Origin of the sequence: Brenneria corticis, assembly GCF_003115855.1 — a bacterium.
GTDB lineage: Bacteria > Pseudomonadota > Gammaproteobacteria > Enterobacterales > Enterobacteriaceae > Brenneria > Brenneria corticis.
This window is the reverse complement of record NZ_KZ819089.1, coordinates 67,091-86,775: the sequence shown is the minus strand read 5'-3', so window position 1 is coordinate 86,775 and position 19,685 is coordinate 67,091. Positions and strand designations below refer to the sequence as shown.

At 61.0% G+C, this 19,685-nt stretch carries 18 protein-coding genes; 8 read left to right on the top strand and 10 right to left on the bottom strand.

The window, feature by feature from the left end; genetic code table 11:
* Positions 1–104: 104 nt before the first annotated feature.
* A complete protein-coding gene (argF, locus tag DDT56_RS18700; RefSeq protein WP_136167924.1) occupies positions 105–1,112 on the bottom strand; it encodes an ornithine carbamoyltransferase in 1,008 nt (335 codons plus the stop codon).
* A gap of 162 nt (positions 1,113–1,274) precedes the next feature.
* Here argF and rraB point away from each other — a divergent pair, with 162 nt between their 5' ends.
* Positions 1,275–1,700, top strand: coding sequence for a ribonuclease E inhibitor RraB (gene rraB / locus DDT56_RS18695; protein ID WP_136167923.1), 426 nt, complete (start codon positions 1,275–1,277; stop codon positions 1,698–1,700).
* Positions 1,701–1,791: 91 nt separating this feature from the next.
* Here the strand turns inward: rraB and DDT56_RS18690 are convergent, their stop codons facing one another.
* Entirely contained in the window at positions 1,792–2,295 is a 504-nt protein-coding gene (locus DDT56_RS18690; RefSeq protein ID WP_136167922.1) for a GNAT family N-acetyltransferase, read from the bottom strand.
* A 324-nt stretch (positions 2,296–2,619) separates the two neighbouring features.
* Between DDT56_RS18690 and nikA the strand changes: the two genes are divergently transcribed.
* The 6 genes from nikA (at position 2,620) to DDT56_RS18660 (ending at position 9,398) form a co-directional block, all read left to right on the top strand.
* A complete protein-coding gene (gene nikA, locus DDT56_RS18685; RefSeq protein WP_136167921.1) occupies positions 2,620–4,221 on the top strand; it encodes a nickel ABC transporter substrate-binding protein in 1,602 nt (533 codons plus the stop codon).
* Between the two features lie 47 nt (positions 4,222–4,268).
* Positions 4,269–5,201, top strand: a complete 933-nt coding sequence (gene opp1B / locus DDT56_RS18680) for a nickel/cobalt ABC transporter permease (RefSeq protein ID WP_136167920.1) — start codon at positions 4,269–4,271, stop codon at positions 5,199–5,201.
* A gap of 1 nt (position 5,202) precedes the next feature.
* Complete coding sequence (gene opp1C, locus DDT56_RS18675; protein ID WP_136167919.1) at positions 5,203–6,033, top strand: nickel/cobalt ABC transporter permease; 831 nt, start codon at positions 5,203–5,205, stop codon at positions 6,031–6,033.
* Positions 6,030–6,890, top strand: a complete 861-nt coding sequence (locus tag DDT56_RS18670) for an ABC transporter ATP-binding protein (protein WP_136167918.1) — start codon at positions 6,030–6,032, stop codon at positions 6,888–6,890. Before opp1C ends, DDT56_RS18670 begins: the two co-directional genes overlap by 4 nt.
* Positions 6,874–7,653, top strand: coding sequence for an ABC transporter ATP-binding protein (locus DDT56_RS18665; protein WP_136167917.1), 780 nt, complete (start codon positions 6,874–6,876; stop codon positions 7,651–7,653). Before DDT56_RS18670 ends, DDT56_RS18665 begins: the two co-directional genes overlap by 17 nt.
* Positions 7,654–7,805: 152 nt before the next feature.
* Complete coding sequence (locus DDT56_RS18660; RefSeq protein WP_136167916.1) at positions 7,806–9,398, top strand: methyl-accepting chemotaxis protein; 1,593 nt, start codon at positions 7,806–7,808, stop codon at positions 9,396–9,398.
* A gap of 76 nt (positions 9,399–9,474) precedes the next feature.
* Here the strand turns inward: DDT56_RS18660 and rhaM are convergent, their stop codons facing one another.
* From rhaM to rhaB, 4 genes are read right to left on the bottom strand one after another with little or no spacing between them, the layout of a single operon-like run.
* Positions 9,475–9,789: an L-rhamnose mutarotase gene (gene rhaM / locus DDT56_RS18655; RefSeq protein WP_136167915.1), complete on the bottom strand. Its 315-nt coding sequence runs from the start codon at positions 9,787–9,789 to the stop codon at positions 9,475–9,477.
* A 39-nt stretch (positions 9,790–9,828) separates the two neighbouring features.
* Entirely contained in the window at positions 9,829–10,659 is an 831-nt protein-coding gene (rhaD, locus tag DDT56_RS18650) for a rhamnulose-1-phosphate aldolase (protein WP_136167914.1), read from the bottom strand.
* 4 nt (positions 10,660–10,663) lie between these two features.
* On the bottom strand, positions 10,664–11,929 hold the full coding sequence (locus DDT56_RS18645) for an L-rhamnose isomerase (protein WP_136167913.1): 1,266 nt from the start codon (positions 11,927–11,929) through the stop codon (positions 10,664–10,666).
* Positions 11,910–13,394, bottom strand: coding sequence for a rhamnulokinase (gene rhaB, locus DDT56_RS18640; RefSeq protein WP_136167912.1), 1,485 nt, complete (start codon positions 13,392–13,394; stop codon positions 11,910–11,912). Before rhaB ends, DDT56_RS18645 begins: the two co-directional genes overlap by 20 nt.
* 246 nt (positions 13,395–13,640) lie before the next feature.
* Between rhaB and rhaS the strand changes: the two genes are divergently transcribed.
* Positions 13,641–14,498 (top strand): HTH-type transcriptional activator RhaS, encoded by an 858-nt coding sequence (gene rhaS / locus DDT56_RS18635; protein ID WP_136167911.1) that lies wholly within the window; start codon positions 13,641–13,643, stop codon positions 14,496–14,498.
* On the opposite strand, the gene DDT56_RS18630 is transcribed toward rhaS, so the two are convergent.
* The 4 genes from DDT56_RS18630 to DDT56_RS18615 are packed head-to-tail and all read right to left on the bottom strand — an operon-like array spanning position 14,495 to position 19,592.
* Positions 14,495–16,171, bottom strand: coding sequence for a dipeptide ABC transporter ATP-binding protein (locus DDT56_RS18630; RefSeq protein WP_136167931.1), 1,677 nt, complete (start codon positions 16,169–16,171; stop codon positions 14,495–14,497). The two genes, rhaS and DDT56_RS18630, sit on opposite strands and share 4 nt — an antisense overlap.
* The gene (locus DDT56_RS18625; RefSeq protein WP_136167910.1) at positions 16,171–17,031 is read right to left on the bottom strand and encodes an ABC transporter permease; all 861 of its coding nucleotides are present in this window, start codon (positions 17,029–17,031) and stop codon (positions 16,171–16,173) included. Before DDT56_RS18625 ends, DDT56_RS18630 begins: the two co-directional genes overlap by 1 nt.
* Complete coding sequence (locus tag DDT56_RS18620) at positions 17,021–17,983, bottom strand: ABC transporter permease (RefSeq protein WP_136167909.1); 963 nt, start codon at positions 17,981–17,983, stop codon at positions 17,021–17,023. Before DDT56_RS18620 ends, DDT56_RS18625 begins: the two co-directional genes overlap by 11 nt.
* Positions 17,964–19,592: an ABC transporter substrate-binding protein gene (locus DDT56_RS18615; RefSeq protein ID WP_136167908.1), complete on the bottom strand. Its 1,629-nt coding sequence runs from the start codon at positions 19,590–19,592 to the stop codon at positions 17,964–17,966. The genes DDT56_RS18620 and DDT56_RS18615 overlap by 20 nt, the downstream gene beginning before the upstream one ends.
* Between the last annotated feature and the right edge of the window lie 93 nt (positions 19,593–19,685).

Sequence of the window (19,685 nt, the reverse complement as noted above, 5' to 3'; positions counted from 1 at the left end):
AAAGAACCAAGAATGAACCCAAGACCAGAATACACATGGCCTCTAGAGGGTTCCTTGGATTTGTGTATAGAGACAGCCGGCGAAGGGGAGGAGGCCGGGACGCGCTAATCCTGGCTTAGCGTCGCCACCATCACCGCTTTAATGGTGTGCATGCGGTTTTCCGCCTGATCGAACACGATGCTGTGCGCGGATTCGAACACCTCGTCCGTGACTTCCATTCCGCCCTGTAGTCCGTACTGCTCGGCCATCTGTTTGCCGAGCGTGGTCTGGTCGTCATGGAACGCCGGCAGGCAGTGCAGGAATTTCACCTGGGGATTACCAGTGGCGGCGATCATCGCCATATTCACCTGATAAGGTTTCAGCAGCGTAATGCGCTGCCGCCAGGTCTCCTTGGGTTCGCCCATGGAGACCCACACGTCGCTATAGATATAGTCGACCCCCGCCACGCCCGCGGCGATATCTTCCGTCAGCGTAATGCTGCCGCCGGTCCGTTTGGCCGCCGCCTGGCATTCCGCCACCAGTCCCGCTTCCGGCCAGCAGGCTTCAGGCGCCACCAGCCGCAAATCCAGCCCGGTGAGAGCGGCCGCCTCCAGCATGGTATTGCCCATATTGTTGCGGGCGTCGCCCACATAGGCGAGCTTAATGGAGGACAGCGCCCTGGCGGGTGAATGCTCCTGCATGGTCAGTAAATCCGCCAGCAGCTGCGTCGGGTGGAATTCGTCCGTCAGCCCGTTCCACACCGGGACGCCGGCATACTGCGCCAGCGTTTCCACGATCTGCTGACCGTAGCCGCGATACTGAATGCCGTCGTACATGCGGCCCAGAACGCGCGCGGTATCCTTGATGGACTCCTTATGCCCGATTTGACTGCCGCTGGGCGCCAGGTAGGTCACCTGCGCCCCCTGGTCGTACGCAGCAACTTCGAAAGAGCAACGAGTGCGGGTCGAATCTTTTTCGAAGATGAGTGCGATGTTTTTGCCTGACAGGCGGCGGACTTCGGCGCCGCTTTTTTTATCGGCTTTCAGCTGCGCCGACAGGGCTAACAGCGCGGTAATTTCTACTGGCGTAAAATCCATTAATCTTAAAAAATGACGCTTGTAAAACGGGTTCATGAGGCATATCTCCATGCGGCTCAACGCTAAATGTTGAATTAAAATTCACTTTATATGTGTAATTATTCAATTTCAAGTGTCGGCGGCAAACTTTATGGTGGAGACGGCCGCGACGCTGTGGGAGAATGACGCAATATTACGCCGATTAATGAGGATAGAGGCATGGCCAACCGCGAATTGCTGGAAGAACAACGTGAAGAGACGCGCCTGATCATCGAAGAGCTGCTGGATGACGGCAGCGACCCGGATGCGCTCTATACCATCGAGCACCATTTCTCCGCCGAGAAGTTCGAAGTGCTGGAAAAGGTCGCCGTGGAAGCGTTCAAACTGGGTTACGAAGTGACGGATGCGGAAGAGCTTGAAGTGGAAGACGGGATTTTACTGATGTGCTGCGACGCCATCAGCGAAGTGGCGTTGAACGCGGAGCTGATCGACGCGCAGGTGGAACAGCTTTTGACGCTGGCCGAGCGTTATGGCGTTAACTATGACGGCTGGGGCACCTATTTTGAGGATCCCGACGGCGAAGACGGCGAAGAAGGAGCCGACGAGGATTTCTACGACGAAGATGACGACGGAAAACGTCATTAATCGCCGCGTTTCGCTTTATGCAATACCGCGGGGGTGAAGACGCCCGCGGGCCGCGCCTCCCTCCCGGCGCGGTCGGAAAGCCGGCCGCTGACTACAGCACTTTCAGCATGGTGACTTCGCAATCGGTATGGCCGGTATGGCCCATGGAGTGGGGAATATGTTCAAACCCCAGTGATTCATACAGCCGGATGGCGCTGGTCAAGTGGCCGGTGGTTTCCAGATAGCAGCGGCGAAAACCCCGCCGGCGGGCGAAATCCAGCGCCTGTACGGCTAACTGCCTGGCCAGGCCTCTGCCGCGCAGAATCGGCAGAAAATACATTTTCTGTAATTCGCATACGTCCTCATCGCCCGCCGTCAACGGCGCGATGCCGCCGCCGCCGACGACGTCCCCCAGGTGCTCAATCACCCAATAGGCGCTGTCCGGCCGATTGTACAGCTCAAACAGGTGGTCCAGATCGGGGTCGGATACCGTGTAGCCTTTGTCGGCCGTCAAACCGAATTCGGCGGAAACACGGCGGATAACGCGGGCGATAGCGGCGTTGTCTTGCGCGGTGATCGGGCGCATCAAAAGGTCGACGGGGATTGCGGTTGTCATGGTGCTCGCTCTTGCTTTTCACGCTATTGGGAAATCGAAACGGTTTCGGCCCGATTGTAATACCATTTTACGCCGTAATGAAATTTAGTCGCCGCAATTACCCGCCTGATCCCGGTATTGCGCTGCGGCTATATGCGTTGCGGTAACGTTAAGCCGTTATGTCGCTCAGTCCCCGGCGGGCATAAATTCCGGCGATTTCTCTGCGCCAAGTCATAATTCCAGAAACGATAATGAGTATTATTTGGGCGATCGCCCGTAAAATAGCGGGCGCTTTTACATGACTTTTTTGCGCTTCGGCGCTTTTTTGGTAAACGGATTATTACTATGCCTGAATTGAAAGATGCTGTTTATGGCGGAAAACGTCAATCCCGCCGGCTCCTTACCTCATTGTTGCTCTGCCTCTCTTCCCTGGTCGCCGCGCCGCTTGGCGCTCAGCAGCCCCAATCCCTGACCTTCGCCAATTTCCGCGACACCCGCGATCTCAACCCGCATATCTACTCCGGCGAGATCTGGGCGCAGAACATGCTGTATGAATCATTGGTGAAAGTGACGCCGCAGGGCATTGAGCCCTGGCTGGCTGAAAAATGGGAAACCTCGGCGGACGGCAAGGTGTATACCTTTACGCTGCGCTCCGCCGTGAAATTCAGCGACGGGACCGCGTTCAACGCCCAAACGGCGAAACAGAACATTGATGCGATACTGGCTAACCGCGAACGGCATGGCTGGCTGGAGATGGTGCGCATTATCGACAAGGTGGAAGCGCTGGATGAACGCCGCCTGCGCTTTACGTTGAAAGAGCCCTATTACCCCTTTTTGATCGAGCTGGCGGTTACCCGGCCGATGCGCTTTATTTCACCCGCCGCAATGAAAGAGGGGGGAACGAAGCAGGGGGTTAACGGCTATATCGGCACCGGCCCTTACGTGCTGAGCGAGCATAAAACCGACGAGTACGCGATATTCACCCTCAATCCGCTCTACTGGGGTGAAAAGCCGAAGCTGGAAAAAGTGGTGATGAAGGTCATTCCCGATACGCAAACCCGTTTGCTGGCCTTGCAGAAGGGGGAGATCGAGCTGATCTACGGTAAAAACATGATCGATGCCGATGCGTTCGCCCAACTGGGTAAAGATAAAAAATTCGCTACGAAACTATCTGAGCCGGTTTCGACCCGCATGTTGTTGATTAATACGACAGCGGAAAACCTGAAAGATGTGCGCGTGCGTCAGGCGTTGCAGCACGCGGTGAATAAAGTCGATATCGCCGAAGGGATTTTTAACGGCAGCGAAGTGCCGGCGGATACCCTGCTGGCGAAAAACGTGCCGTACAGCAATATCGATCTGCAACCCTACGCCTACGACCTTGAGCAGGCTAAAAAGCTGCTGGATGCGGCGGGCTGGCAGCAGAAACGCGGGCAGACCTGGCGCCAGAAAGAGGGTAAGCCGTTATCCATCAGCATTTATTACGACAGCAACACCGCCTCGCAGAAAGTCATCGCCGAGTATCTGCAAAGCGAGTTCGCCGAGCTGGGCATCGAGCTCAGGCTGTATGGCGAAGAGGAACAGGCTTATCGCGACCGGCAGAAAGCCGGCAGCTTCGATATCGTGTTTAATATTTCCTGGGGCACGCCTTACGATCCGCAGTCATTCCTCTCCGGCATGAAACTGCCGGTCTACGGCGACTACGCGGCTCAGCAGGGGCTGGCGCAGAAAAAGCGGATCGACGGCAGCATTGCGCACGCGCTGGTCACCACCGATGAAAAGGAACGTCAGGAATTATATCGCTATGTACTGACCACCTTGCATGAAGAAGCGGTTTATATTCCGCTGACCTATGAACGTAACCGGGCGGTGTACGTGAAGAGCCTGCAAGGGGTGGATTTCAATCCATCGCAATTTGAGATCCCGTTTGATCGCATGTATCGCGATTAACCGGCGGGTAAGCGGTCTGACAAGCCAGTGAAAGTATAGGTTGCCGTGTGAAAAGATATCTCCGTCGCCGTTTGCTGCTGACGTTGCCGATTTTGCTGGGGATCTCGTTCCTCTCTTTTTTGTTATTGAATCTGGTGCCGGCGGACCCGGCGGAAGTCGCTCTGCGGGTGAATGAAATCATCCCGACGCCGGAGTCCATCGCGCAGATGCGCCTGCAGCTGGGGCTGGATCGCCCCTTCCCGCTGCGCTATCTCTACTGGCTGTATGACGCCGCGCGGCTGGATTTTGGCTATTCCTACGTCAACAACCGGCTGGTGCTGGACGAGATCGCCCGCTGTCTGCCGGCGACGCTGGCGTTGGCCGCGCTGGCGCTGGCCATTATCCTGTGCGTCAGCGTGCCGCTGGGGGTGTTGAGCGCGGTGTTTAAAGACAGCGTTTTCGATCGCCTGGTGCGCACGCTGGTGTTTCTGGGAACGGCGATGCCCAGCTATTGGCTGGGGCTGCTGCTTATCTGGTGGTTCGCGCTGTCATGGGATTTGCTGCCCACCAGCGGCAGCGGCACCTTTTCGCATATCATTCTGCCCGCCGTCACCCTGTCCATGGTTTACGTGGCGATCTATATCCGCCTGATCCGCAACAATATGCTGGAAAATATGCAGCAGTACTATGTGTATTACGCGCGGGCCCGCGGGCTGACGGAAAAAAGCATCATCCTGCGCCACGTACTGAAAAACTCGCTGCACAGCAGTATTACCGCGCTGGGGATGAGTATTCCGCAACTGCTGGCCGGAACGGTGATTATCGAAAATATCTTTGCCTGGCCGGGGGTGGGGCGGTTATGCATTTCGGCTATTTTCAACCGCGATTATCCGGTGATTCAGGCTTATATCCTGATGATGGGCGTGCTGTTTGTGATCTGCAATCTGTTGGTGGATATCATTCAGCGCTGGATGGACCCCGCTCTGCGGCAAGAGGGATAATATGCTGTTTTCGCACAAACTGTTGCGCGATAAAGTCGCGCTGCTCTGCCTGTTGACGCTGGCGGTGGTGGTGGCCGTCGGTATTTTCGCCCCGTGGCTGGCGCCCAACGATCCCAACAAAATCAATATCGCCCGCAAATACGCCGACTTCGGCGCGCGTTTCCCGCTGGGCTCCGACCATCTGGGGCGCTGTGTGTTATCGCGCCTGATGTTCGGCGTGCGCACCACGCTTTTTCTGGCGCTGCTCACCATGGCGATCACCATCGTCATCGGCTGCCTGTTCGGTTTTTTATCCGGCTATTTTCGCGGGCGGCTGGATGAGGTTATGATGCGCTGCTGCGATGTGATGCTGTCGTTTCCCAGCCAGATCATGATCCTGGCGATCGTCGGCATCCTGGGCGTGGGGATCTTTAACGTGATCCTGGCCAATATCCTGGTGAAGTGGGCGTGGTATACCCGCATGATCCGCGGGATTGTGATCAAACACAGCCAGAAAAACTATATCCTGTTTTCGCGGGCCAGCGGCACCCCGCTGGGGTTTATCCTGCGGCGCCATCTGTTGCCTAATGCCCTGGCGGAGATCGTGGTGCTGGCGACGCTGGATACCGGCTGGGTGATCCTGAATATCTCCGCGCTGTCGTTCCTCGGGCTGGGCGTACAGGCGCCGACGGCCGAGTGGGGCACGATGCTGAGCGAAGCGCAGAAAGTGATGATGAGCCACCCGACGCAAATGCTGGCGCCGGGGCTGGCGATTCTGGTGGTGGTGGCGGCATTTAATCTGCTGGGCGACTGTCTGCGCGATGCGCTGGACCCTAGGGAGTCTCACCGATGAGCGATCTATTACGGGTGGAAAATTTGCGGGTCGGGCTGGCGTCCGGGGAGCGCGCTCTGCTGCATGATATTTCGTTTACCCTGCCGCGCCACGCCTGTCTGGGCATCGTCGGGGAAAGCGGCAGCGGCAAAAGCCTGACCTGCCGCGCGCTGATGGGGCTGCTGGGCGGGCAGTTTACCCGCTCGGGGCTGGCCTGGCTGGATGGCGCGGACCTGCTGGCGCAGGACGCGGAAGCGATGCGCCGTCTGCGGGGGAAAACCATCGGTATGATCCTGCAACATCCGATGAGCGCCTTCGATCCCTTGCAGACCCTCGGCAGCCAGATGGTGGAGACCTTCCGCGCGCATCTGCCGTTGAATCAGCGCGACGCGCGCGGGATGGCGCTGGAGATGATGCGGCGGGTCCGTCTGCGCGACGTGACGCAGCTGTTTGATAAATACCCCAGCCAGATCAGCGGCGGCATGCTGCAACGGATCATGATCGCCATTGCGCTGGCGCTGGAGCCGCAGCTGCTGATTGCCGATGAGCCCACCACCGCGCTCGACTCGGTCACCCAGTACGACATTATGGAGGAGTTCCGCGCGATACGTGAACGCCTGGGCACCACCATGATGTTTATTTCCCACGATTTCGGCGTGGTAAACCGGATTGCCGACCGGGTGCTGGTGATGCATCAGGGCCGGGCGGTGGAGCAGGGCGACGTGCGGCAGGTGCTGCGCCAGCCTCAACATCAGCATACCCGTTATCTGGTGGCGTCGCGCCAGGCGTTGCAGCAGCGTTATCAGATAGTGGTCAATCCGCCGCGCCAGGGGCCGGAAAGCGTGAGCCAGGAGAGAGTCGGTGAGCATATTGGTTGAAGTGGACAACGTGCATCATGGCTACCGCGCCCAGGACGGCGGCGGCGCATGGCAGCCGGTGCTGCACGGCGTGTCGTTCGACGTGCGGGCGGGGGAGTGCCTGGGAATTATCGGCGAGAGCGGCAGCGGAAAAAGCACCCTGGGGCGCATTTTACTGGGGCTGGAAGCGCCGAAAAGCGGGCAGGTCAAACTGGGCGGCCGGCCGCTGTATGCGCCGCTGCGCTTCTGGCGGCCGCGCGGGAAAAAACCGCTGCGCGTCAGCGCGGTTTTTCAGGATTACACCTCGTCGGCCAATCCCTTTATGAACGTGCTGCATATCCTGTCCGAGCCGTTGCTGGTGCGCGGCGGCGTCCGGCGCGACGAGGTGCGCCGGCAGGTCGTTGGGCTGCTGGATCAGGTCGGGCTGACGGAAGAGGTGTGCGAGCGTTTCCCGCATCAGCTCAGCGGCGGGCAGATGCAGCGCGTCTGCATCGCCCGCGCCATTGCCGGCAAGCCGGATTTTGTGGTGCTGGACGAGGCGGTCAGCGCGCTGGATGTGACCGTGCAGGTGCAGATCCTCGATTTGCTGGCGGACCTGCGACAGCAGCTGGGGCTGACCTATCTGTTTATCAGCCACGATCTGACGGCGATTACCTATCTGTGTCAGCGGGTCATTTTTCTTCAGCAGGGGCGCGTGATTGAACGGGTCGATGATATGGCGACGCTGGGGCAGGTTCGGCACCCTTACGCCCGGCATCTGTTACAGGCGGTGATGGCGTTTTAAGTCGCCGGGCGGCGCAAAAATCGGTGGATCGTCCCGGCGGCAACGCCCGCCTTGTTTTAGCCCCCCGGCAGCTATGGTGTAACCTAAAGCCATAATGTATAGTGAAATTTTTACCCTAAGAATAATCCGAAAAGTGCCAGGGAGTAGACGCTATGAAATTGCAAACACGCATTATGCTGCTGTGCGGTACCACGCTGTTGGGATTGATTATACTGTCGGCGGTGGCGTTGAACACGCTATACCAGTCGATGATGAAAGAGCGCGTCGGTCAGCTTTCGACCCTGGTGGAGCTGGCCCATGCCGCCGCGCAGAAGGCCTACGATCTTGAAAAGGCGGGCCAGCTGTCGCCTGAAGCGGCGCAGGCCGATGCCAAGCGGGCCATCAGCAGCTTTCATCAGGGCGATCGCTATTTCTTCGTGCGCGGCTTCACCAACGATATCAACTACGTCCATCCTAATCCCAAGCGGGTGGGCATCGTCGACGCCAAGGGCGGCAAAGAGGCCGGAGAGCGTTATCGCGCGGCCTTGCAGGGCAACACCATCGGCACGGTGATAGCCCACGGCACGCGTCCGGGGGCCACGGATACCGTTGAGAAGCTGTACGCGATTATCAAATTCGAACCCTGGGACTGGACCATCGGCTATGGCGACTATATCGATGATATCCAGCAGGCTTTCTGGCGCAACGCCATTATCCTGCTCTCTATCGGCGTGGCGTTGCTGCTGGTGATTTCGACGCTGGCGTGGAACATGCTGCGCACGCTGCTGCGCCAGCTGGGCGGCGAGCCGCAGTACGCGGTCGAGGTGGTCAGGCAGATCGCCGACGGCAATCTGGTGGTGGACGTGCGCACCCGCGCCGGCGACCAGACCAGCATCCTGTATGCCATCCGCGCCATGCGCGATAACCTCTCGCATCTGGTGAGCCAGGTGCGCGGCAGCACCAACTCCATCGCCACCGCCTCGCAGCAAATCGCCACCGGCAACGAAGACCTGTCGTCGCGCACCGAATCGCAGGCCAGCGCGCTGGAGCAGACGGCGGCGGCGATGGAGGAACTGACGGCGACCGTGCAGCAGAACGCCGAGAACGCGCGCCACGCCAACGAACTGGCGGTGTCCGCCTCGGACGTGGCGCTGCGCGGCGGCTCGGTGGTGAAGCAGGTGGTGGATACCATGGACTCCATCGACGTCTCCTCGCGCAAGATCGTGGACATCACCGGCGTGATCAACGGCATTGCGTTTCAGACCAACATTCTGGCGTTGAACGCGGCGGTGGAAGCGGCGCGCGCGGGCGAACAAGGCCGGGGCTTCGCGGTGGTGGCGAGCGAAGTGCGTACGCTGGCGCAGCGCTCCGCGTCGGCGGCGAAAGAGATCAAAAACCTGATCGACGACTCGGTATCCAAAGTCGGCGAGGGCACGGAACTGGTGAAGCGCGCCGGCGATACCATGAGCGAGATCGTCGAGAGCGTGCAGCGCGTCACCACCATGGTGGGCGAGATCAGTTCGGCCAGCTCGGAACAGAGCGCGGGGATTGAACAGGTGAATCTGGCGGTTTCCCAGATGGATCAGAGCACCGAGCAGAACGCGGCGCTGGTGCAACAGGCGCTGGCGGCGGCGAAGTCGCTGAGCGATCAGGCGCAGGAGCTGTCGCGCACGGTGGATAAGTTCCACGTCAACGAGTCCGTCGGTTATCACGAATCCGCCGGTTATCAGGCATCCGTCGGCTATCTGCCTGCGACGGCGCAGTAGCGCGCTTGCGGCGCCGGATGGAAAACCGCACGCTTCCCGGTCGGGCAGCCGACCTTGAAGGTGCGGTGCTTACTTGCTATTCCAGATAAAAAACCGATTCAAGTTCATCGCTGACCGGGCTGTTGTCCGCATTGGCGGGCATCACCTCGGTCATATACCGCCACCAGCGCTGACATACCTCCGTCTGCGCCACGGCGTTCCAGCGCGCTTCTGACTCGATTTCAACGTAACCGAACAACAGGTTACGCTGTTTGTCCAGAAAGATACTGTAGCGATGCGCGCCGTGGGCTTTCAGCACCGCGGCCAGCTCCGGCCAGACAGGGTTGTGCCGCTGCCGGTACTCGGCGTGGCGGCCGGGAAAAACGGACATCACAAACGCTTTACGCAACATGGCGCGCTCTCCTGTACGTTACGGCAGTGCCGCCGGGCTTTACGGCGCCACGCGCAGCGCGGCTTCCATCGGCGTTACGCCGAAGCGTTGGCCCAGGGCGATAAGCTCCTCGGTGGAAATGGTCTGTTTCTTGCCGCCCATCGATCTGACTTTCACCATCACTTCCGCCGATTTTTCGGCGGTATCGATCAGGCCGAAGGTTTCATCCAGCGTCGGACCGCTGCCGAAGATGCCGTGGAACGGCCATAGCACCAGCGAGTGGCGCTGCATCTGTTCGGCGGTCGCCGTGCCGATGGCATCGGTGCCCGGCACCATCCACGGCACGATGCCGACGCCGTCGGGAAAGACCACCAGGCATTCGGTGCTGCCCTCCCACAGCTCGCGGGTAAATACCGGGCTGTTCAATTCCAGTACGTAGCTGAGGGCGATGAGGTTGGTGGCATGGCAGTGCATAATCACCCGATCATGCCCCTGCGTAACGCCCATACGTACGATGTGCGACTGGAAATGCGACGCCAGCTCCGAGGTGGGCAATCCTCCCCCGGTCAGCCCCCAGAAAATGCGATAGCCCTTGCCGTCATGGTCCACCTGCAGCAGCACCAGCGAATCCGCCGGGTCCAGTTGCACATTGCGGAAAAACTTGCCCGACCCGGTAACGATAAACCAGCAGTCCGCCAGTTCGGGCATCGCCTGAGTCAAGGCTTCATGGCGCGGCAGCGGGTAAAAGTCGCTCTCATAGGGCGTAACGTCCTCGGCCGTCAGGCGCAGGCTGACATTGCCGCCGTTGCGCTCATCCCACCCTTTGAGCCACATATCGCTGGTGGCTTTAATCATTCCCCGGACGAACCAGGAGGCGTGAATCGCTTGCATAATCTTACCCTTGACGTTGATTGAGGATGGTTTGTTCATACTGGCGCACGTGCTGCAGCCACTCGCTGCCCGGCGCGACATCGTGGCGCTGGCAGTATTGTTCCCAGACGGCCTGCCACGGCAGGGATTTTTGTTCTTCCAGCAGGGCCAGGCGGGCGGTGTAGTCGCCTTCCTGCTCCAGCCGGCGCAGCGTGTCGGTCGGCTCCAGCAGGGCGCGCAGCAGGGCTTTTTTCATATTGCGGGTGCCGATCACCCAGGCGGCGATACGGTTGATGGACGCATCGAAGAAATCCAGTCCGATATGCACGCGGTCAAGCAGGCGATGGCGCACGATCTCATGGGCGATGGCCTGTGTTTCATCATCCAGCAGCACCACGTGATCGCTGTCCCAGCGCACCGGGCGGCTGACGTGCAGCAGCAGGCGGGGAACGTAAAGTATGGCGCTGGAAATCTTGTCGGAAATCACCTCGGTGGGGTGGAAGTGGCCGGCGTCCAGACAGAGGGCGGTGCCGCGGCTGGCGGCATAGCCCAGATAGAATTCGTTGGAGCCGACGGTAAAGCTTTCCGCCCCCAGCCCGAACAGTTTGCTCTCTACGGCGTCGATGTGGTGCGCCGGGTCGAGCGGTTCGGCAATCACCTCGTCCAGCGCGTGCAGCAAACGCTGGCGGAAGGACAGACGGTCCACGGTAAGATCCTTCATACCGTCCGGCACCCAGATATTCATCACCGACGGCGTGCCCAGCTCGCGGCCAAAGTAGGCGGAGATGCGGCGGCTGGCCTGGCAGTGTTCAATCCAGAAGCGGCGGATCTTTTCATCCGGGTGGGAAAGGGTAAAACCGTCGCCGCTGAGCGGATGGGAAAAGCATGTCGGGTTAAAGTCCAGCCCGAGGCGGTGGGTTTTGGCCCACGCCACCCAGTTGGCGAAGTGTTGGGGTTCGATGGCGTTGCGCGGCACCGCGCTTGGCGACTCCAGATAAATGGCGTGCAGGTTCAGCCGCTTGGGACCGGGGATCAGGGTGAATGCCTGCTCCAGATCGGCGCGCAGTTCGTCGGCGTTGCGCGCCTTGCCGGGGTAGCTGCCGGTGGCCTGAATGCCGCCGGTCAGTTCGCCGGCGGCATTTTCGAATCCGGCGACGTCGTCGCCTTGCCAGCAGTGCATGGACACGGGGATCTGGTCCAACTGCTCCAGTACGCTATCCACATCGACATTTATACCGGCATAACGCGTCTTCGCCAGATGCCAGGCGGTTTCAATTGCAGTGTTGTTCATACGGCTCCTCATTGGTCTGGCACAGCGTCAGGAAGCGACGCCGATGCCCGGCAAAATCAATATCTGAACGTGGGGTGTAGCGGTGCAGCGGAAAGTTCTCGGTTAACAAACGGCGAAATTGGCGCAAATCGGCGACGGCGTTCAGCGCCAGCAACTGACAGCCGATATTGCCGAGCGTGGAGGCTTCCACCGGCCCCGCCAGGACCGGGATCTGGCACACGTCGGCGCAGAGCTGGTTGAGAAACGCGTTCTGGCTGCCGCCGCCGACAATATGCAGCTGCCGCACCGGCGACCGGCGCAGCGCGCCGATGTCCTCAATCGCCTGGTGATAAAGCAGGGCCAGACTATCGAAGATACAGCGCGCCAGTTCGGCGTCGCTCTGCGGCACCGGCTGCCGGTATTGGCGGCAAAAGGCGCGGATCTCCTCGCTCATGGACGGCGGATTGATAAAACGCGCGTCGTTGGGATTGATCAGGCTGGTAAATTCCGGCAGTTGCGCCGCCTGGCTAATCAGCGCGTTCAGATTCTGAATGTTCTGTTCCCGGCAGACGCGCTGGAGCAGCCACAGCCCCATAATGTTTTTCAGCACCCGAAAGGTGCCGTCGATGCCGCCTTCGTTGGTGATATTGGCGGCCAGCGCCTGGGCGTTGTTATAGGGGGCGGCGCTCTCGATGCCGATCAGCGACCAGGTGCCGGAACTGAGGTAGGCGCTGTTTTCATCATCCAGCGGCGCGGCGGCCACCGCGCTGGCGGTATCGTGGGTGGCGACGGCGGTAACCGGAATCCGCCGCCCGCTGGGGGCCGTCCATTGACCGATAGGGTGGCCGGGTTGCACCGGGCGGCTAAACCAGCGCCGCGGGAGCCCCAGATACGCCAGCAGCGATGCATCCCAGTCATGCTCGGTCAGATTGAGTAGCTGTGTCGTGGTGGCGTTGGTGTATTCACTGGTGATCTTCCCGGTCAGGCGGTAGTGCAGATAATCCGGGATCAGCAGCAGATGCTCCGCCTGCTCCAGGTATTCGGGCTGCCGGTCGCGCAGCGCCTTGAGCTGATAAAGGGTATTGAACGGCAGAAACTGGATGCCGGTGCGCCGATAAATATTTTCCCGTCCCAGTTCGCCGACGACGTGCGGCATCACGCCGTCGGTGCGGTGGTCGCGATAGGAGTAAGGCAGGCCGACCAGCGCGCCGGCTTTATCCAGCAGCACGTAATCCACGCCCCAGCTGTCGATACCGATGCTGTCGGGGCGGATCCCCATATCGTCTATCTGGCGCAAGCCGGTGAGGATTGCCTGTTCCAGCGCGGGCAGATCCCAGACGTAATGGTTGTCCTGTAAAATCAGCTGATTACTGAAGCGGTGAATTTCCTTCAGCGCCAGATGCTGCGTCGTGGTCTGAAACGTGGCCAGCATCACCCGTCCGCTCGAGGCGCCGAGATCCACCGCTACGATATTCTTCACCGCCATAGCCCTATCCCCTTTCTGTTCAATGAGAACGAGTGTAAGGATTTGCCGCGTGCGCAACCTTTCGGTGAGTGCCATTTGACAGGGGGGATTGGCAAAACGGCAAAGCTGGCTGTGAATTGGCTCACAATCCCGAAGATTGCGGGGATGCTATTGTGATCCGACAGGGATATTTTAAGGTTCGCCATGCGGCAAATGGCTACTATTGGGTAACGGGTTGGCGAGTGTCTGGCTGGAGTAACAACTGAAATGACGCTACTACGTGGTGATGAATTTTTTGCTTCGCGGGCGGTGACCGTGGCGGTGGAGCCGCGTACGCCGCAGGTGGCTTTTCCTGAGCACTACCATGATTTCTGGGAAATCGTGCTGGTGGAGCAGGGGGCCGGCGTACACGTATTTAACGATCAGCCTTACGCCCTGTGCCGCGGCACGGTGTTCTTTGTGCGCGATAACGATCGCCATCTGTTTGAAAACGTTGACGGGCTTTGCCTGACCAACGTGCTGTACCGCTCGCCGCGCGATTTTCGCTTCCTTTCCGATATTACCGCGTTTCTGCCTTACGGCCCCGATGGCGAGTGGCAGGGACAGTGGCAGCTGAATCAAACCGCCATGCAGCAGTTGAAGCAGCGTATCGCCGTCATGACTAATTTGGCGCGCAGTTCGACGGCGGAGGATATCGCCGCCAGCGAAAGCCTGTTTTTACAGATGCTGGTGGATCTGCGGCAACACTGTTTTCAGACCCAGGCGCGGGGGTGTCACCGCCAGGGGATTCAGGCCCTGCTGGGGTGGCTGCAGAACAACTACACCGAAGAGATCGATTGGGAGGTATTGGCCGCGCAGTTCGCTTTGCCGTTGCGCACGCTGCACCGGCAGCTGAAACAGCATACCGGCATGACGCCGCAGCGCTATCTCAATCGCCTGCGGCTGCTGGAGGCCCGCCGACGGTTGCAGCAAAGCGATGATTCGATCACCGCCATTGCCCACGCCTGCGGATTCAGCGACAGCAACCATTTCTCCACCCAGTTTCGCAAAGCCTTTTCGCTGGCGCCCAAGTCGCTGCGCCAGCAGGCATTTCCCGATGAGGACCATAATCACCTCGCGGGCTAGCTCACCGTCGACAGCAGCAGCCGCGTATAAGGATGCTGCGGCCGGTTGAAGATCTGCTCCACGTCGCCGGTTTCGACGATTTCGCCGTCTTTCATCACCGCGATGCGATGGCTCATATGCTGCACCACGCCGAGATCGTGGGAGATAAACAGCATGGTGAGCCGCAGTTGACGCTGTAGCGCCACCAGCAGATCCAGCACCTGCGCCTGGGTGGTGACGTCCAGCGCGGAAACCGGCTCGTCGCAGATCAGCAGATCCGGTTCCGAGGCCAGCGCCTGAGCGATGGACACCCGCTGCCGCTGACCGCCGGAGAGCGCGGTCGGGCGGCGCGTCAGCAGGTCCGGCGTCAGCCCGACCAGCGTCAGCAGGGTCAGGATGCGCCGTTGCCGATCCGCCTGGCTGAGATCGCGGCGTAAACGCAGCGGCTGCCGGAGGATCTGCGCCACGGTGAATTGCGGATCGAACGAACCGAGCGGATCCTGGGTGATGGTCTGAATACGGGCGCGCAGCGGGCGGCGTTCACGCTCCGGCAACGCGCTCCAGGGATTGTCCGCCAGCCATACCTCGCCGCTGTCCGGTTTCCGCAAAGCCAGAATGACTTTCCCCAGGGTGGTTTTGCCCGAACCGGACTCGCCGACGATGCCCAGGGTTTCACCCCGTTGCACCTCCAGCGATACCTGATTGACGGCATGCATTCGGCTGCCGTCAGGGCGGGTAAAGGAGACCGATATCCGATCCGCTTTCAGCGCCACCTCCGAAACCGTTTCGTCGTGCGCGCGTAGTGACGACAAGACCCCGTCGGGCAGGTCGCGCAGCGGATTCTCGCCCGCCAGCCAGTTGCCGCGCGTGGCCGCGGTGGGGATCGCCGCCAGCAGGCGGCGGGTATAAGGATGCTGCGGCGCGGAAAGCACCTGGCGGGCGGAGCCGGACTCCACCAGTTCGCCTTTCTGCATGACGATCACCCGGTCCGCCACCTGCGAGACCACCGCCAGATCGTGGGTGATCAGCAGCACGCCGTGACCGGCCTGCGCCAGGGCGGTAAACACCGTCAGCACCTGCTTTTGCACCGTGGCGTCCAGCGCGGTGGTGGGTTCGTCGGCAATCAACAGCTGCGGACCGCCCGCCAGCGCGGAAGCGATAAGCGCCCGCTGGCGCAGGCCGCCGGAGAGTTCATGCGGATACTGGGCGGCGCGGTTGGCCGGGTCGGGAATGCCCGCCTGTTCCAGCAGCGCCGCCACCCGCCCGGCGACCTCTGAGCGCGGCGCCAGCCGATGGGTGAGGATCGGCTCCGCCACTTCCTGGCCGATCCTGCGCAGCGGATCGAGCGAGACCAGCGCATCTTGCAGGATAAAGCCGATCTCGCGGCCGCGGATGCCCCGCCAGTCGCGATCGGTCAGGTAGCGCAGGTCGTAGCGACTGCCGTCATGACGCAGCAGATCGATGGCGTCGGCGCGCACGTCGGCATGTTCGCCCGCCAGCCCGACCAGCGCGCGCGCGGTAACCGATTTCCCGGAACCCGATTCGCCGACCAGCGCCAGAATTTCACCGGGATTAACCTGAAAACCAAGGTTTTTCACCGACTCCACCGTGCCGTGCTGAGAGGGAAAGCTAACGTGCAGACTCTCCACCCGCAGCAGCGGTTGAGCGGGGTGTTGCTTTGCTTTGGAAGTCATCATGCGCCGCCTTTTGCTACGATGGATTGCAACCGGCGCCCCAGCAGAGTGATGGAGATGACGGACAGGGCGATCATGCTGGCCGGCAGCAGGCTGACCCAGGGCGCGCTGTCCAGGAAGTTGCGGCCGTCGGACAGCAGCGCTCCCCACTCCGCGGTGGGCGGCGTCACGCCCAGCCCCAGGAAACTCAGCGCGGAGGCCGCCAGCACCGCCTGACCGATGCCGATGGTCGCCAGGATCAGCAGCGGACGCACGGTGTTGGGAACGATGTGACACAGAATGATGTACAGCGGCGATTCTCCCAGCGCCACGGCGTGCTCGACGTAGCCGGACAGCTTGACCTGCAATACCTGCGAACGCACCAGCCGGGCGTAGCCCGCGATGCCGGCCAGCCCGACGGCCAGCAGCGTATTCTCCGGACCGCGTCCCAGCACGGCGATGGCCAGCAGCGCCAGCAGCAGGTCGGGAAAGGCGAGCAGGATGTCCAGCAGGCGTACCAGCAGTTGACGCAGCGCCCGCGGCGCCAGCGCCGCCGCCGTCCCCAGCAGGATGCCGCCCGCGCAGGCGAGCAGGGTGGCGCCGACGCCGATGGTCAGCGACAGCGAGGTGCCGTGGACCACGCGGGCGAACACGTCGCGGCCAAGCTGATCGGTGCCGAACCAGTGGTGCGTGCTCGGTGGCTGCAACACCGCCGCGAAGTCCATGTCGTTCGGGGTGTAGCGGGTAAACAGCGTCGGAAAGAACACCGCCAGCACCAGCAGCGCGACGATCAGCGCCGGCAGCAGCGTGCCCGCCGCCAGCCAGGGATTACGGTAAACCGCCGCCGGCCTGCGGGGCAGCAGCACGGGATCACTGCTCATGGGGCAACTCCTTTTTCCTCAGGCGCGGATCGATCAACAGGTACAGCGCGTCGATCAGCAGATTGATCGCCACGAACAGAAAGGCGGAGAACATCACCAGCCCCAGCACCAGCGGCATGTCGCGGTTTTCGATGGCGAGCAGGGTGATCTGGCCGATGCCGGCGCGCCCGAACACCGTCTCCGTCAGGATCGAACCGCCCAGCACGCCGGCCAGCAGCGTGCCGGTCAGCGTGGAGATCGCCAGCGCGCCGTGGCGCAGGGCGTGACGCAGCCGCAGCGCGGTCTCGCCGACGCCGCGCGTACGCACCGTAAGCGCGAAGGGCTGCGACAGCGCCTCTTCCAGGCCGTCCCGCAGCACCTGGCTGAACACCGCCATTAGCGGCAGGCTCAGGGTGATCACCGGCAGCACCAGCGCGGCGATGCCGTCGTTGCCGGTAATCGGGAACCACTGGAGCTTGAAGCTGAATAGGGTGAGCAACAGAATGCCGATCCAGTACACCGGGGTGCTGAGCAGGATCAACTCCAGCCCGGAGAGCAGACGGCGCAGGCGATGCTGCCGCCCGGCGGTGGCCAGCGCGTTGACGATAGCCAGAGTCAGGGCCAGCAGCAGCGCGCTGAGCGCCAGCGGCACGGTTTCCTTCAGTGCGGTGGCGATCACCGTCGCCACCGGCTGACGAAACTGGTAGCTGTCGCCGAGATCGCCGCTCAGCGCCTGCCCGCAGTAGCGCAGGTATTGCATCCACAGCGGCCGGTCGAGGCCGAACTGCTGCACCAGTTCGGCGCGGAACGCCTCGTCCACCACGGCGTCGCCGCCGCCGATGATGATCGACACCGGATCGCCCGGAATCAGCTTGACGGCGATAAACGACAGCGTCGCCGCGCCCCACAGCACGGCGACGATGGTGAGCAGGCGTTTACCGGCTGCGCGCAGGTTAGCGGCTAATCCAGGCATCGTAGAAGTTCGGTTTGGAATTGGTGGCCCAACTGACGCCGTGCACGTTTTTCGACAGCCCCAACTGGAACGCCGGGACGTACAGCGGTACCACGTAGGCCTGTTCGATCACTTCACGCTGCACTTCATGGTACAGGCGCTTGCGTTCCTCGTCGCCGGCGCCCACCGCGCGGATCAGTTTGTCGTCCAGCGTGTTTACGCGGGCGTGATTGTTGCCCTGCGGCGGGATGTAGGCGGAGTGGAACACGGTGCGCAGAATGTCCGGCTCGGGACGCACGAAGAAGTTGGAGGCGATGTCATAGTCGCTGGAGGCGGTGCGGCTGGAGAAGATGCCGGAATCCACCGGATCGAGCTTGAGATCGAACCCGGTCTGTTTGACCTGGAACTGTACCGCCTGAAACAGGGCCACATCGGCCGATTCCACATTGTTGGGGACGTAAATGAAGCGCGCGGTCAGGCGTTTGCCGTCTTTGGTGCGGTAACCCTGAGCGTCCTTCGTCGACCAGCCGGCCTCATCCAGCAGGCGGTTGGCCTTGTTCGGATCCAATCCCCAGGTGGAGGCGACGGCTGGATCATAGTACAGCGTGGAGGGGCCGAGAACGTTGTCCGCCGCTTTCAGCGTGCCGAAGAAGGTGGCCTTGACCGCCGCCGGGCCGTCCACCGAGCTTTGGAACGCCTGGCGCACCTTGACGTCCTGGAAGGGGCCCTGCGCAATGTTGAGGTAGAGCACGCGGTTGACGCCGGGGTTTTCGTAGGTGGCCACCTGCAATTTACCGTTTTTCAGCACCTGCGCGTGGTTGACCGGCGGAATGGCGTCGATGGCATGCACCTGTCCGCTGTTCAGCGCGCCCAGCCGTACGGCGGCTTCCGGCAGGAACTTGAACTCGATGCCGTCCAGATAAGCCGGACCCTGATGAGTGGCGTAGCCCGGCCCCCAATTATAATCGGCGCGCTTGCTCAGCTTACTGCCGCTGCCTTTCACGAATGAGTCGAGAATAAACGGCCCGGACCCCACCACCGTATTGCTGGTGTTGGGGGTGTTTTTCAGGTAAGTCGGCGACTGAATGCCCAGGTAGGGCAGGCTCAACCCCTGCAACAGCGGCGCGAACGCTTCCTTGTAGCGCAGAACCACCGTGTAGTCGTCCGGGGTTTCGACGGCCTCGACCGGTCCCAGTAACGATTTGGAGTACGGGGAGATGGTCTTGGGATCCAGGATGCGGTCGAAGTTGAATTTCACCGCCGCCGCGTCCAGCTTGGTGCCGTCGCTGAAGGTCACATCCTTGCGCAAATGGAAAGTGTAGACCTTGCGATCGTCGCTGATTTCCCAGCGCTCCGCCAACCAGGGGGTAAAGCTGTTGTCTTCCGCCTGGCCCACCAGCGAGTCGAGAACGTTGCGCGTGACCAGCGCGGCGACGCCATAGGCGGTGATATGCGGATCGATAACCGGGGTATCGCTGCCCAGCCCGACGTTGAGTATGCCGCCCTGAACCGGTTTTTCGCTATTGTCGGCGCTCCATGCGCTGGGGGTGAAGGCAAAAAGCAGGGATAAAGCGCCTGCGGTGAGAAGTTTAGCCGATGGAAACCGCGCTGCTGATGATTTTTTTTCCATTCCCTTAGTCCTTGAAGTTTACGTTAACCCATTTTATGTGTTGTAAATGTAGGGAGGTCGCATCAAGGAGTAAAAGCACAAAAAATACTTTTT

Excerpts from the sequence above, each read along its gene's own strand:
- argF (WP_136167924.1), bottom strand. The coding sequence starts at position 1,112 with ATGAACCCGTTTTACAAGCGTCATTTTTTAAGATTAATGGATTTTACG.
- rraB (WP_136167923.1), top strand. The coding sequence starts at position 1,275 with ATGGCCAACCGCGAATTGCTGGAAGAACAACGTGAAGAGACGCGCCTG.
- DDT56_RS18690 (WP_136167922.1), bottom strand. The coding sequence starts at position 2,295 with ATGACAACCGCAATCCCCGTCGACCTTTTGATGCGCCCGATCACCGCG.
- nikA (WP_136167921.1), top strand. The coding sequence starts at position 2,620 with ATGCCTGAATTGAAAGATGCTGTTTATGGCGGAAAACGTCAATCCCGC.
- opp1C (WP_136167919.1), top strand. The coding sequence starts at position 5,203 with ATGCTGTTTTCGCACAAACTGTTGCGCGATAAAGTCGCGCTGCTCTGC.
- DDT56_RS18670 (WP_136167918.1), top strand. The coding sequence starts at position 6,030 with ATGAGCGATCTATTACGGGTGGAAAATTTGCGGGTCGGGCTGGCGTCC.
- DDT56_RS18660 (WP_136167916.1), top strand. The coding sequence starts at position 7,806 with ATGAAATTGCAAACACGCATTATGCTGCTGTGCGGTACCACGCTGTTG.
- rhaM (WP_136167915.1), bottom strand. The coding sequence starts at position 9,789 with ATGTTGCGTAAAGCGTTTGTGATGTCCGTTTTTCCCGGCCGCCACGCC.
- rhaD (WP_136167914.1), bottom strand. The coding sequence starts at position 10,659 with ATGCAAGCGATTCACGCCTCCTGGTTCGTCCGGGGAATGATTAAAGCC.
- DDT56_RS18645 (WP_136167913.1), bottom strand. The coding sequence starts at position 11,929 with ATGAACAACACTGCAATTGAAACCGCCTGGCATCTGGCGAAGACGCGT.
- rhaB (WP_136167912.1), bottom strand. The coding sequence starts at position 13,394 with ATGGCGGTGAAGAATATCGTAGCGGTGGATCTCGGCGCCTCGAGCGGA.
- rhaS (WP_136167911.1), top strand. The coding sequence starts at position 13,641 with ATGACGCTACTACGTGGTGATGAATTTTTTGCTTCGCGGGCGGTGACC.
- DDT56_RS18630 (WP_136167931.1), bottom strand. The coding sequence starts at position 16,171 with ATGACTTCCAAAGCAAAGCAACACCCCGCTCAACCGCTGCTGCGGGTG.
- DDT56_RS18625 (WP_136167910.1), bottom strand. The coding sequence starts at position 17,031 with ATGAGCAGTGATCCCGTGCTGCTGCCCCGCAGGCCGGCGGCGGTTTAC.
- DDT56_RS18620 (WP_136167909.1), bottom strand. The coding sequence starts at position 17,983 with ATGCCTGGATTAGCCGCTAACCTGCGCGCAGCCGGTAAACGCCTGCTC.
- DDT56_RS18615 (WP_136167908.1), bottom strand. The coding sequence starts at position 19,592 with ATGGAAAAAAAATCATCAGCAGCGCGGTTTCCATCGGCTAAACTTCTC.